We start from the raw sequence: 13840 nt of genomic DNA on the forward strand, positions 1-13840 counted from the left end.
AATTTTTAATGTCTATATTCATAAGATGAATAAAACATGAATATAAATTAGTAATATGAAAAAATATATTTTAAATGCTATTATAGTGATAAGTATTCTATTAACAGGATGCAAGGAAAATAAACACGATAATATCATTAGATTTGCAATTTCTGCAGATTATCCACCTTTTGAATATTATGAAAATGGTAAATTTACTGGCTTTGACATTGAGCTTGCTCAATTAGTAGCAAAAGAGTTAGGTAAAGAAGCGATATTTAAAGATATGCAGTTTAGTACTATATTTGCAGCATTGCAAAGTAATTCTGTAGATGCTGCTATATCTACTATTGGTAGCACAGAAGAGCGTGAAAAAAATTTTGATTTTTCAAATAGTTATTATACAGGGGAATTTGGTATTCTATATCACAAAAATAAACCCATAGCCGGTATAAACAACTTAACTCGCAAGAAGATAGCCGTTCAACTAGGAACTGTCATGGAAATTTGGCTAAAAGAGCATGTTCCTACAACAGCTCAAATTATTGCTATAGACAATAATAATCAAGCTGTAGAAACATTAAAGTCTGGTCATGTTGATGGCGTCCTAATTGATGAATTCCAAGGTAAAGTATTTAGCAAAAAAAATCCTGGTCTATCATGGTCAGCCACTGCCAAGTTAGATGGTGGTTATGTTATTGCTGTGAATAAAGGATCTGCTTTAAAGGATAAAATAAACGAGGCATTAAAAAGTTTAGAAAGTAAAGGTGTAATACAAAAAATAGCAGAAAAATGGCTAGGAGATAACTGATGCAGGAATTAATTTCTAATTTCTTGTTTGTTGGAACAGGCCTTGCCTTTACTTTAAAATTATTGATTGGAGGACTGCTTTTAGGTATGAGTCTAGGAGGGTTATTTTCAGTACTCAGATATAATAAGATCTGTATTCCATTAATTAATGGAATTATATCTGTAATACGTGGCACCCCCCTTATATTACAGTTAAGTGTTGTTTATTTTATGACTCCAACCATTGCAGGAATTAAATTAAACATATTTAGTGCTGGCATTATAGCATTTGGTCTAAATAGCTGTGCTTATATTGCTGAGATTTTACGAGCTGGTATTGAAACTATATCAAAAAACCAGTTTGAAGCAGCTAAAACTTTACAAATACCTAGTTTCTATATGTGGAGAGATATTATATTACCACAAGTTATTAAAAATATTCTTCCTGCAATGATAAATGAGATCATTGCACTCCTTAAAGAAACGGCATTAATCTCTACTATTGGTGGTGTTGATATTATGCGCTCTGCGCAAATGCTTGCAGCAGAACAATTTACTTATTTTATACCACTTTGTCTTGCTGGGGCTTATTATTACGCTCTTGTATTACTAATTGAATATATAGGCAAAAAGATTGAACAGAAAGGTATATATGATAAAAATGCATAATATTTGTAAATTATTTAATAATGTTCCAGTACTTAATAATATTAACCTGATTATAGAACAATCTATAGTTGGTCTTGCTGGTCCTTCTGGTAGTGGTAAATCAACATTGTTACGTTGTATACAAAAACTCGAAGTTTTAGATTCTGGTAGCATTGAATGCAATGATAGTACTGGTTTTGTATTTCAGGATTTTCAACTTTTCTCACATATGACTGTCTGGGAAAATCTTACATATGCTCCCAAACTTAAAAACAAAACTCAGGATCAAAGTGATTCACTACTTGAGTCTTTGGGTATTGCCTCTAAAAAAAATGATTACCCTAGTAATCTATCCGGTGGGCAAAAACAGCGGGTTGCGCTTGCCAGAAGCTTAATGATGAATCCAAGGATTCTATTATGCGATGAGCCAACGTCTGGTTTAGACGTAGCAACAATAGTCGACGTTGTGGAACTATTACAATCAGTTAGAGATATGGGTATTACTATGATTATCGCTTCTCACAATTTGGATTTTTTAACAAAAATATCAGATCGGATTATTCTGTTAAAAAACGGAAAAATAATTGTAGATATCAATCCTAAAGAAATTGATGAACCAACAAACTATTTAAAAAATAATTATTAAAAGAGAATCACTCATATCATACTGAGAGCTATAACAGATTTTAGCATCGAAAATTACATAATATACATTATGGAAAACAAAATTACATAATGTAAGAAGCAATGCTAAAAATAAAATCACATAATATAGCAAACTATAGCTAACCCAAGAAAGGTTTTCCTACCTCATACCGCCGCGATATCTCAGCATAGATTCCGCTAACAAGTAGCGGAATGACGAATTTTTGTTTTTCAAACTGTCGGTAAATCTAAGTCAGTTTAGCTATATGTGTCAAGCACTGGGATGACACCCTCCTGATGGGCCAAAATCAAAATGTTCGTACAGTTATGGAATGAATCGCGGTATGACGTGTTGCTTTGATCAGCTATAAAGATGATGCTGCGGAAGTTTTTAGTACTTGCTCGCAACTTTCAACAATTTAATAGCACTGGTGTTTACAACCTCTCCGCCGACACGCTTAGTGACAAAAAACCTCACATAAGGTTTATTCGTATAAGAGTCTCTTAATATTCTCATTCCTCTGTTATCTACAATCTTATAAGCTTGTTTGAAATCTGCCATCGCAATTACTGGTAGCTGATTGTTTGGCGCTGGTGGCATATCGGCAGATTGATATACTGGTATTCCCATTAAAGTATCTGGAGCTTCAAGCGACAGACTTGGCTGCCAGAGATACTGACCTGTTTGAGATTTTAGCAGCCTGATATCCTTCAACGTACTCCTGTTTATCAAAAATGACGCATTTTTGGAATAATATTCGTCCAGAGAGTAATACAACATCATTATTGAATCACTATCTAATTTTTCAGTTTTAACTTGCTCTATTTTATTATAACTGTTTCCATTTTCATAAGCTAAAATTCCTTTTGGTTGAAAAGTGCCCTCACCCTTAATGAAGGCTTCGCTTTCTTCCTTACTAAAAGTCTCGGCAATCTTTTCCACCAGCCAACTCTCAACATCGACAAACGCATCATCGAGTAACTTTTGTGATATTTGTGGTTGAGCATATAACTCGTAAGTTGTGACGGAAATCTTTTGGATTTTGGGCGTGTCCGTATCTTTTGCAAAATCATACTTAGACTTATTGCCACCGTTCTCATCATCTACTGTTTCACTGCTCCAACCTGCACCGGCGCGGTCAAAATCTTCTATAATGTAATCCAATGTTTCAGTAGAGATTCTTTGACTGGAGCATATTTGTCGCATTGGGGACGAATCAGTTACGCGCTTGTTTATGCGTTTTACAATATGCGGAGTAACTAGATACCCTCCGATATCACTGTCATCTCCACTGAGGGTTTTGTGTGATAAACCGCTTTCCATTCCCTTGCGGATATAATCAGAAAAATATTTATCGCTTGTGCTAAAATCTGTATTTACTTCTGGGCGTTGAGCTGCAGTTTCGATCAAGTCTAAACGCTCTTTGCAACTATCAATGGCATTATTTACCTTGCATAGCTGCTCAATTGTTGCAGAATCAGCACGCCCTTTGCTTTCAATTTCTTTTAGTTTGCGATCATTTATTAATTTAAATTGCTCCCATGATGAAGCGAGTTCATTGATACAGTGAGCGATATCGGTAAGTGACATAATAGCCTCCTTTGAAAATGAAATAAAAATGGAAATAAGGTAATAGGAATGGCATCCATAGATGTTTCCCACAGTTGTACGAATATTGCAATATGGTACATAGTAAACGATGTCATTCCAGTGCTTGACACTGGGATCCAGCTTCTATGCAACTTAATTAAAAACGTTTGTTTTAGCGTAAGACAACTACCTTTAGCTCATCAGCTCAGTTATAAGCAAAATTTCTGGATTCCAGTGTCAAGCACTGGAATGACATCATCTGTTGTGCAATTTACCTTTAAAAATGAATATCCGTACAGTTATGTGCTTGGCACTGAAATGGCATCATTTTTTATCTGTTGAAAATGTAAACCGAAAAATAGCGTGGCACTTTGTGCCACGCTTAGTACTGTAAGCTTAATCCAGTAATTAAATTAAGCGAGGTAAAATAAAAGATAATGACACTATATAATGTTCGTTCTTTTATGTCAAGCACTTTTTTGAATTTTTTTGGTGATAATTTTTATCCAGTTATTTTATTATTGTAGTATAATTTCAATGCCAGATACTATCATTATGATCACTATCTAAATTTAAATCGTAATTATCATCAAATTTATATATCCCCTCCATCTCTTCTCTATGCAATTCATGTGAATCACCTAAAGCTTTTTGATTAGAAACGTCAACACAATACTGTAACAGTGCTCTTAATGCTCCAGCACTATCTTGATCTAAATTAAAATTGCTAAAATCAAATTTCTGCATACTCTCCACATGTCCTTCTCTACATAACCTACATATCTTAGCAAAAGCCCTTTCACTTTCTCGACTCCAAGCATTAAGAAAGTAAGGATCTACTACTTTGCTAAATTGTTTCTCTATCTCTTCAAGAGAGCTCTCTGGATTAAGTTCTAATATTACTTTGAAAATCCCACTGCCATGGAATCTATAAAATTTACTAGATAAGCTATCTTTTACAAAATTAACTGCATCATCTATTGTAACACCAGAGCGAGATTCAAATATCATCTCAAATGCTCCATAACAACTATCAATACCAAAATTAATTATTTTTTCCATAAAATCAATTACCTCTTCTAAGGAAATTTGTGGCTTATTCCTCAAGATAACTTCTAAACTCTTGACAAAATTATGCCCATGCTGACCCATAGCATGGGTTTTCCCATTTATTGTATAATGATATAGCTTCTTATTTTCTATTATATGCTTATTGCACTGGTAGATATGTAGCTTATTCAATTTGCCAGAATATTCCTCTATTTCCTTATCTGGTAATTTTGAGCGGAATTCCTTGATTACTCCGCGTATTATTCTATTGATATTACTATGCTTATTCCTAATTAATATGTTAGTATTTTTATAAATTAAGTTATTATATTAAAATTCTTTCATGGATTTCAATATTAGCTCCGCACTACTTGTAGTTTTTGTAATGGGTCTGCCAATGACGATATAATCAGCTCCTGAATTTATTGCTTCTTTTGGTGTTGCTGTTCTTTTTTGGTCGTCATGACCTGGATCTATACGAATTCCTGGAGTAATAATTTTAAAGTCTTCACCGCATTCTCGGCGCACTTCTTGAGCTTCTAGTGCAGAACAGACTACTCCATGGAGTCCAATCTTTTTTGCAAGCTTTGCAAGCAAAATTACCTGTGATTTTGCCTCTCTTGCTACTCCAAGCTCGTTTAAATCCTCATTGCTCATACTAGTTAGCACTGTCACCCCAATCAGCTTTATTTTTGTGCCTTGCACTACACTTAGCGCTTCTTCAAGCATTTTTGTTCCACCGCTGATGTGCAGAGTTAACATTTCAATGTTCAGAACTTTTATTACTTCAACTGTTTTGGCTACAGTGTTTGGAATGTCATGCAATTTCAGATCTAAAAAAATTGGTACATTGCATTTTGCAACTTCTTGCACTCCAGAAAGACCTTGAGCAGCAAAAAATTCTAATCCCAGCTTTACCATGCCAACTTTACCACGCAGAGCATTAGCTAGAGAAATAGCCTTATTTAAGTCTTGTGTATCCAGTGCGCATATTATTGGGTTCATTATCTTGCATGATTTATCTTATAATAAGACTCATTGTTGTGTTTTGCAAATACTTTCACTCTGATTGAACTGACTGCGTTCATAAGATTCTGTCAATAGTGAATTTGGCAACTTGGTCGGGGTGGATGAGCGACTGACAAATAATGATTCATATCCAAGATCTTCCAGCGAAGAAGAAGGCGTTTCGTCTGGCAAAAGCCGTGCAATTTCTCCTTGTAACGCAGACTTTAATATTTGAATCGTATCTAATATTGCTTTTCCATCATTATTTCTTATTGGTTCTTCTATATTGTCTGTTACGCATCTTATCAACAGTTGCGCAAAATTCACTTGTTTTTCTTTCTCTTTCAAAAAATCTTCTATTTGACTGTCTCGTTCTAAAAGTGAATTTCTTAAACTTTTTACTTCATTATTACAATCTTTTCTTATCCCATCTAACTCAAAAGATTGATTTTTAATTAAACCATTTGCTTCATCTAACTCTTCAAATTTCTCTTTTAATTCTTTAGATAAATTTTTCTTTTCTTTGTTGACCTCTTTAATTTTACATTGTAGCTTATCTAAGTTTGCATGCAGTCTTTCTTGTTCTTCACGTAATTCCTCTACTTCTTTAGAAAATCTATTTTTTCCTTATTCAATGCCTCTACTTTTTCACTAAGTTCATGTTTTTTCTCACGTAGTGCCTTTTGTACTTCACGTGACGTTTCTATTCTATCATTTAACCCCTTATTCTCTAGCTCTAAATGTTTATTATCATCCACTTCCATCTTCAGCTTTGCAATAAATCTACTTCTTTCTTCCAACTGTTTCTTTAAACATGAGATTTCAAGTTTTAATTTCTCTTCCTGCTCATTAAGCTTACCTATTTCCTTTCTTGTTTTGTCCAATTCATTGTCTATTTCAAACGTACGATTCTTTGCTGTTTCTAATTTTTTCTCTAAAGATTTTTTTTCTTCAAGAAGAGATTCTCTCTCAACTTCTGACTCATTTACTTTCTGATTCAATTTTTTTGCTCTCTTGTCTAAATTTTTCTTTTCTCGAGTTAATTCATGTTTTAATTTTTCCACTTCTTTGTTTGCAGCTTTTTCAGCTTCCTTTCCTAGAGTTATTTTATTTTCCAACTCTTGCTCTTTCTGAGCGAATTTATTTCTCTCAACCTCTATTTTTTTATTATTACTAATTATTTTATACGAAAGTGCAAGCACCAAAATAGAAAGTATAGACAAACTCAAAGCAACAGGAAGAGCTACATTAAAGGCTGCAACTGAAGACAAGAACTTAACATAAGGGGCAACAGCAAGTGTCCCAGACGCAAGCAATACCAAAGTAGCAAGAGCACCAGCTATAAGATATGGTGCATTGGTTTTACTATACAAATCCCTCATTATTCCCTCATACTAATAATGATTACAATAGCATGGATATTAAAGGAAGTAAAGCTATAAAAATCAGTATAAGTCTATATTCACTATGTATTTTCCGTCTTCAGTTTCAAGCTCAGACTGCATCCACTCTATCATTTCTGCATTGCACACTGCCTGCAAATCATCCTGTGCAGATTGATCTAACTTATCCTCTTGTACGCTCGCTTTTATCATCAACTTTTTTATCAGATGCTTAACTGATACATTATTATCTGCCTTTATCTTTCTGATAATGTTTAATATCTGAATAACATTATCTCCCATTTCCTCTGAATATTTATCGTAGATAAGTTCTTCTTTGCTCGGCCAATTACTTTGATTGTGTACAGAATTATAACTATACAACTGGTGGTATATCTCTTCTGTAATGTAAGGCAAGAAAGGTGCAAATAACCGCAAAATAATATTCAGTATATATGCCAAACTTTGCTTTGCACTTAAGGTTGCTTCACTGCTTCCGTACGCGCGTTTTTTTACTAATTCCAAGTAGTTATCACAAAAATCCTTCCAAAAAAATTCTTCTACTGCGCCCAAAGCTTCGCAGTATTCAAACTGTAATAGGTTATTCGTTGCTTTACCTATTACTTTGTACAGCTTAGACAGTATCCATTTATCCATCGTCTCACTGATGGAATTTATGCTTACTGTTTGATGCTTTTCCATGAACATGGAAACAAACTTGCTAGCGTTCCAAAGTTTTGTAACGAGGCGCTTGCCAATTTTGAATATATTTTCAGAGTAGACTGTATCAACTCCAAGCCTTGAGTTCGCTGCCCAATAGCGCACTACATCAGCTCCATAAGTTTCAAGTATTACATGAGGAGTAATGATGTTACCCTTTGATTTACTCATCTTTTTCTTATCATCTGCTAAACACCAACCGCTGATCATAATGTTTTTCCAAGGTAAAGAATTTGCATGATAATGTGCCTTTAAAATAGTATAAAAAGCCCAAGTTCTTATTATCTCATGGCTCTGGCTGCGCAGATCTGCAGGAAATATCGTATCATAGCGATGATTTGGTAAGCTAAACTCACTGTTTACTGCTAGTGCACTTAGTTGAGGAGTAATTGAACTTGTGGCCCAGGTATCCATTACATCTTGATCTGGGATAACCTCTTCTTTGCTATACCCTTTTGGCAAATCTTTCAATGGATCTATAGGCAGGTCCTTTATCTCAGCTAGAATAATTTTACCTTCTTCTCCCTTACGGTTGGAATACCACGCTGGAAATGGCACACCAAAATAACGTTGCCTTGAGATGCACCAGTCCCAATTTAGCCCTTCTATCCACACTTCCATACGTTTACGCATAGTAGCTGGATGCCAATTGCATTCTTTTACTTTATCTAATACTTGAGCTTTTTGCTCTAAAGTCTTGATAAACCATTGATAAGTAGGCAATATCTCAAGTGGTGCACCAGATCTTTCTGCGCACTTAACAGAATGAGAAATGTTAGTGCTTTCTACCAAAAGTCCTTTTTCAGTTAGGATTTCGATCATCCTCTTTCTTGCTGCTACAATTTTTAGTCCATTTATTTCATAGATTCCAGCGTCACGCGCTGGAATGACGCCGGGGTGTGGTGGAATGACATCATGAAGGTTCATCCTCCCATCCTGATCGATGATAATTTTCATCGGCAGATTATGCTTTTGCTGCCAATATATGTCGAGCTCATCACCGAATGTACAACACATAACAAGCCCAGTGCCTTTATCTATTTTAACCTTATCATCAGCTATTATTGGAACTTTTGTCTCTGTGATCGGCACCACGGCTGTTTTTCCGATCAGATGGGTGTAGCGCGCATCCTCTGGATGACAAAAAACTGCAACACATGCGGGGAGTAACTCAGGCCGCGTAGTTGCAATATTGATCTGCTCATTTTCTTGAGTAGAGAAAACTATCGTGTTTAAGGATGACTCAAAAACTTTATCTTCTATTTCTGCTTGTGCAATTGCTGTTTTATCAACCGGGTCCCAAAGGATGGGCTGCATTTTTCTATATGCATATCCCTTATTATATAGATCAATAAACGACATCTGTGAAAGCGTCACAGTTTCCTTGCTGATCGTGTGGTATTCCAAATCCCAGTCATAACTAATGCCGACCGATTTAAATAGTTCCTTGAATTCTTGCTTTGATTTTTCAATAACCTCATGGCACATCTCTATAAATTTTTCCCTGCCAACTTCTTTTGCGCGGGTTTTATAGGTTTGCTCAACCAATCTTTCAGTGGGAAGCCCATTATCATCAAACCCAATTGGGTAAAACACATCTTTTCCCAGCATGCGCTGAAACCTTGCAATAAAGTCCGTGTGGCAATAGCTAAATATATGGCCGATATGGAGTTTTCCTGATATTGTCGGTGGAGGCGTGTCTATAGTGAAAGTGTTATCCTTTTCACCATTCCATTTATAAACTTTACTACCTTCCCATAATATGTTGCATTTGTCTTCAACTTCTTTAAAGCCGTATTTTTCTTTTAACATAAATATTTCTCAATTTTAAACTTTAAGCTAGCAACGTCATACCGCCGCGGTATCTCTAGATCCCGCTAACAAGCAGCGGAATGACGATGGTCGGTAAACCTAAATTACTTTAGCTATAGCACAATTAAGTAAATACGGCAATTTTACGCCAAAATTTTTTGTTTACGAACATAAATTTTCTATGCTATGATAAAAATATTACTTGACCTTAGGTTCTAAGAGTATTATGTAATGTTAATTATATATATTGAGGTTAAATATGCATAATTCAAATCAAAATCTTTCACCTGGAGCAACTTCACCAACTGATATAACATCTGATCAAGAAGGAACTATAAATAAAAACTCTATTGAATCAGGAACAGAGCAGTCGTTACAAGGTTCTTTAGTTGGTAATCAAGAGTCTTTAAATGATTATGTTGATGCGAGTAGCACGCCTGTGTCTGAAGGGATTAATGATACAATGCAGGTTGCCGATGATAATGAGGTTACGTCGGGCAATAAAGGTAATCGAAGTGTTGTTTCTAGTGATAGCACGACATTAAGTGAAGGTTCTGTTAATGGGCAAGAAGGTGTTACTAAGTCAAAAAAAGGAAAAGGAAAAAGATCAACAAGTAAAAGAATACAACGGAGTAAGCAGCAGTTAAAAGAGAAAGACGAGGAAATAACAGCATTAAAAGCTCAACAAAATACACAAGAAGTTGCGGACTTACAGCAACAATTAGCAGATAAAGAGAAAGAAATAGCACAACTAAAACAACAACAGCCAAATGCTGAAGTTGACAAACTGAAGGCAGACTTAACAGCTAAAGAGAAAGAAGTTGACAAGCTAAAGAAGGAAAATAAAGAATTAGAAGCTGAAAACAAAAAAATTCAACAACTAAAACAAGGCAATGGAGCACGGTACACTGCTACTGTTGGTATGGGTCTTGCTGCTGGACTGATAGCATTTACTGCACTTGAACGTACAGTTAAGTTAGAGATGTTAGTAATGATTGGTATAGCAGTAGCATCTGCACTCGTAGCCGGTGGTATTACATATGCAGTATTACCTAGTACTCAAGTAGATGGGGCAAAAGCACAAGAAGTAAATGAGAATGGGAAAAAGAAGTAACAAGGGTTAAGCCGAAATGTACGTGTCAAGTAAAACACTTGACGCGAGCTTCAGTTTTTATATTCATTCATTAGCATAATATAATTTTGTGCTGATTGTGTAATATGTTTAATTTCTTCATTCGACATTTTTTGAAGAATTTTGCTGGCCTGCCAGCCCATATTTCCCCACTTTTTATCACTTTTCCGTGTGTTACCAGTGAGCCAGCAGCTACCATAGCTTCAGGCTCCACAACTGCATGGTCCATCACGGTAGAGCCCATACCAATAAACGCCTTATCATGCACCGTGCATGCGTGCAACACACAAAAATGTCCCACTGTTACCATGCTGCCAATAATTGTGTCACCACCTGGGTTTCTATCCACATGAATTACCGTTCCATCTTGAATATTTGTTCCATTACCTATTTTTATTGATCCAACGTCCCCTCTGATTACACAATTAAACCAGATGCTTGCATCTCTTCCTATTTCAACCTTGCCTATGATATGCGAACCACCTGCGATGAAAGCACTTTCGTCTATTTTTGGTTCATAATTTTTGTATTTTAAAATGTGATACATATTAAGCCCAAAGTTTTATGCATATGTTAATCAAAATAAGGTAAGCAGTAAATACATACTTAGATTTCAAGTTATTTGGGTGACAGATGTTCTTGACTTACGTGCTTTGTACTGCTAAAATTTTTATTTTCAGCCCTATCTATAATGTCAGTAGCGGTATTAAGTATATTTCAAATAATATTGGTTGTTGTGTTAGTAATTTTAGTGCTCTTGCAGCCGCCTGGAAGTAGTTCGTTAAGTGGTTTTAGTAATACACAACAGGGGGTCAATTCGATGATTCCGGTGAAATCTTCTGAAAACCCGCTCAGCAGAATAACGGCTATTGTTGCTGGATTGTTTATTATAAACACATTGCTATTGTCAGGATTATGTTCAAAAGACGTACATAAAAAATCGATCGCAGAAAAAATTATATTAGAAAAAAAGCAAGAAAGTGAATCTACTTCTGTTCCATTTGAAAATTAATGAAGGAAGCTAAATTTATCTTTGTCACAGGTGGAGTTGTGTCATCGCTTGGTAAAGGCTTAGTTGCTTCGAGTGTTGGTGCGCTTCTTCAAGCTCACGGTTTTAAGATCCGTATCAGAAAACTTGACCCGTATCTCAACATTGATCCTGGGACAATGAACCCAACTCAGCACGGAGAGGTATTTGTTACCGAAGATGGTGCTGAAACTGATTTGGATCTTGGGCATTATGAGCGTTTTACTGGAATTAAAGCAACAAAAGATGACAATATAACAACTGGTAAGATATATCATGAGTTATTGAAGAAAGAGAGGCGTGGTGATTATCTGGGCAAAACTGTGCAAGTCATTCCTCATGTAACAGATTTGATCAAATCGTTCATTTTTAATGGTACGGAAGGTTTAGATTTTGTAATATGTGAAATAGGCGGAACTGTAGGTGACATTGAAAGCCAACCATTTTTGGAGGCTATACGCCAAGTTAACTACACATTAGGAAAACAAAGAGTTATCCTGATTCACTTAACTTTAATACCATATCTTACCGCAGCGCAAGAATTAAAGACAAAACCAACGCAGCATTCAGTTCGAGAGTTAAATTCCGCGGGGTTACAACCAGATATTATATTATGCCGCAGTGAGAAAGAAATTTTCGATAATCAAAGAGAGAAAATAGCTAAGCTTTGCAATGTTTCTTTATCCAATGTGATACCTGCCCCTGATGTGAGTCATATATATGAGTTACCGGTGTTGTATAGCCAATGTGGGCTTGATACGCAAATTTTGGAGCACTTTCATTTAAGTAAGCCAAAACCAAGCTTGACTGAATGGGATCAAATAGTGCATTCCATAAGGCACCCAACACAGGAAGTTACTGTATCTATAGTGGGAAAATACACCGAATTCCCTGATGCATACAAATCACTGGTTGAAGCATTAAATCATGGTGCGATTAGTAATAAAGTCAAAGTAAAGATAAATTGGGTTAACTCAAGAGAGAAGGAAGAAAAACCTATAAATGAAAAGCTTATAGGGGAGAAGTTACAGAATTCTCATGCAATCCTTGTTCCAGGGGGGTTTGGTGATGACGGAGTAGAGGGTAAAATATTAGCAATAAATTATGCCCGTACAAATAATATCCCATTTTTCGGAATTTGCCTTGGTATGCAGCTTGCAATTATTGAATTTGCTCGTAATGTTGTTAAGCTTGAAGATGCACACTCTGAAGAATTTCGTAACTGTAAACATCCAATCGTTAAGTTAGCTGGCGATCAAGATGACGATCTTGGTGGAACCATGAGACTTGGGGCATACAAATGTAATATAAATGCAAACTCTAAAATGATGGATGCATATAGTAACACTACTATTTCAGAAAGACACAGGCATAGGTACATAATCAATTCAGATTATAAAGATGACTTAGAAAAAAATGGGCTGTTATGCAGTGGCATATCAGAAGATGGAACGTGCATAGAGGCAGTGGAGTTAGAGAGTCATCCGTGGTTTATTGGTGTGCAGTTTCATCCAGAATTTCAATCAAAGCCGTTTTCTCCTCATCCTCTTTTCGTGTCGTTCGTTAAAGCAGCAATTGATAAGAAATAAGTGCCTAGTGTTTAAGTATCAATATATGGAGCTTGCCATAGAGCAAGCCAAACTCGCTCAAAAAAATGATGAGGTGCCCATAGGTGCTGTAATAGTGAGTGGAGACAATATCATTTCTTCTGCACACAATATATCCAGCGATCCAACTGCACATGCAGAGATGTTAGCGATCAGACAAGCATTTTCAACTCCCACGCTTTGTGATGCTGATATGTACGTAACATTAGAACCATGTCCGATGTGTGCTCAAGCCATTTCCTTTGCCAGAATTAAACGATTGTACTTTGGAGCTTATAATCCAAAAGGTGGAGGAATTGAAAATGGTGCTAAGATATTTCAATTTTGCAGCCATATACCTGAAGTTTATGGTGGGATATTAGAAACAGAATGCTCTTTTTTGTTAAAGGATTTTTTTGAGAAACTAAGGAACATTTGATAAATCTTCATGCTACTTGTTTTCCGATACAA

At 35.7% G+C, this 13840-nt stretch carries 14 protein-coding genes and 1 pseudogene; 8 read left to right on the forward strand and 7 right to left on the reverse strand.

Annotation, left to right across the window (positions count from 1 at the left end):
- Window positions 1–55: 55 nt before the first annotated feature.
- The 3 genes from HUB95_RS03410 to HUB95_RS03420 are packed head-to-tail and all read left to right on the forward strand — an operon-like array spanning window position 56 to window position 2062.
- Window positions 56–790, forward strand: a complete 735-nt coding sequence (locus HUB95_RS03410; protein ID WP_015588976.1) for an ABC transporter substrate-binding protein — start codon at window positions 56–58, stop codon at window positions 788–790.
- A complete protein-coding gene (locus HUB95_RS03415; protein WP_007548901.1) occupies window positions 790–1437 on the forward strand; it encodes an amino acid ABC transporter permease in 648 nt (215 codons plus the stop codon). Before HUB95_RS03410 ends, HUB95_RS03415 begins: the two co-directional genes overlap by 1 nt.
- Complete coding sequence (locus tag HUB95_RS03420; RefSeq protein ID WP_242049547.1) at window positions 1430–2062, forward strand: amino acid ABC transporter ATP-binding protein; 633 nt, start codon at window positions 1430–1432, stop codon at window positions 2060–2062. Before HUB95_RS03415 ends, HUB95_RS03420 begins: the two co-directional genes overlap by 8 nt.
- A gap of 390 nt (window positions 2063–2452) precedes the next feature.
- On the opposite strand, the gene HUB95_RS03425 is transcribed toward HUB95_RS03420, so the two are convergent.
- Complete coding sequence (locus HUB95_RS03425) at window positions 2453–3652, reverse strand: phage major capsid protein (protein WP_209452298.1); 1200 nt, start codon at window positions 3650–3652, stop codon at window positions 2453–2455.
- Window positions 3653–3700: 48 nt separating this feature from the next.
- Here HUB95_RS03425 and HUB95_RS03430 point away from each other — a divergent pair, with 48 nt between their 5' ends.
- Window positions 3701–3994, forward strand: a complete 294-nt coding sequence (locus tag HUB95_RS03430; RefSeq protein ID WP_010962608.1) for a hypothetical protein — start codon at window positions 3701–3703, stop codon at window positions 3992–3994.
- Between the two features lie 192 nt (window positions 3995–4186).
- Here HUB95_RS03430 and HUB95_RS03435 read toward each other — a convergent pair whose 3' ends face one another.
- The 5 genes from HUB95_RS03435 to HUB95_RS03450 form a co-directional block, all read right to left on the reverse strand.
- Window positions 4187–4894 carry a hypothetical protein gene (locus HUB95_RS03435; protein WP_242049546.1) on the reverse strand — a complete coding sequence of 236 codons (708 nt, stop codon included), beginning with the start codon at window positions 4892–4894 and terminating at the stop codon, window positions 4187–4189.
- Window positions 4895–5032: 138 nt separating this feature from the next.
- Complete coding sequence (gene pyrF / locus HUB95_RS03440; protein ID WP_006280567.1) at window positions 5033–5707, reverse strand: orotidine-5'-phosphate decarboxylase; 675 nt, start codon at window positions 5705–5707, stop codon at window positions 5033–5035.
- A 30-nt stretch (window positions 5708–5737) separates the two neighbouring features.
- Window positions 5738–6058, reverse strand: coding sequence for a hypothetical protein (locus HUB95_RS06155; RefSeq protein ID WP_010082621.1), 321 nt, complete (start codon window positions 6056–6058; stop codon window positions 5738–5740).
- Between the two features lie 251 nt (window positions 6059–6309).
- The gene (locus HUB95_RS06160) at window positions 6310–7092 is read right to left on the reverse strand and encodes a hypothetical protein (protein WP_244662723.1); all 783 of its coding nucleotides are present in this window, start codon (window positions 7090–7092) and stop codon (window positions 6310–6312) included.
- 63 nt (window positions 7093–7155) lie between these two features.
- Complete coding sequence (locus HUB95_RS03450; protein WP_209452299.1) at window positions 7156–9624, reverse strand: valine--tRNA ligase; 2469 nt, start codon at window positions 9622–9624, stop codon at window positions 7156–7158.
- Between the two features lie 259 nt (window positions 9625–9883).
- On the opposite strand from HUB95_RS03450, the gene HUB95_RS03455 reads away from it, so the two are divergent.
- Window positions 9884–10738: a hypothetical protein gene (locus HUB95_RS03455; RefSeq protein ID WP_209452300.1), complete on the forward strand. Its 855-nt coding sequence runs from the start codon at window positions 9884–9886 to the stop codon at window positions 10736–10738.
- A gap of 50 nt (window positions 10739–10788) precedes the next feature.
- On the opposite strand, the pseudogene HUB95_RS03460 reads toward HUB95_RS03455, so the two are convergent.
- Window positions 10789–11303 (reverse strand): annotated as a pseudogene (locus HUB95_RS03460) (gamma carbonic anhydrase family protein).
- Window positions 11304–11447: 144 nt separating this feature from the next.
- Between HUB95_RS03460 and secG the strand changes: the two are divergent.
- From secG to HUB95_RS03475, 3 genes are read left to right on the forward strand one after another with little or no spacing between them, the layout of a single operon-like run.
- Window positions 11448–11768 (forward strand): preprotein translocase subunit SecG, encoded by a 321-nt coding sequence (gene secG, locus HUB95_RS03465; protein WP_007548880.1) that lies wholly within the window; start codon window positions 11448–11450, stop codon window positions 11766–11768.
- A complete protein-coding gene (locus tag HUB95_RS03470) occupies window positions 11768–13372 on the forward strand; it encodes a CTP synthase (RefSeq protein WP_015588967.1) in 1605 nt (534 codons plus the stop codon). The genes secG and HUB95_RS03470 overlap by 1 nt, the downstream gene beginning before the upstream one ends.
- 25 nt (window positions 13373–13397) lie before the next feature.
- Complete coding sequence (locus HUB95_RS03475) at window positions 13398–13808, forward strand: nucleoside deaminase (protein ID WP_015588966.1); 411 nt, start codon at window positions 13398–13400, stop codon at window positions 13806–13808.
- Window positions 13809–13840: the final 32 nt, after the last annotated feature.

The sequence above is a fragment of the Wolbachia endosymbiont of Ceratosolen solmsi genome, from assembly GCF_017869155.1.
In the GTDB taxonomy this organism is placed as follows: domain Bacteria; phylum Pseudomonadota; class Alphaproteobacteria; order Rickettsiales; family Anaplasmataceae; genus Wolbachia; species Wolbachia pipientis.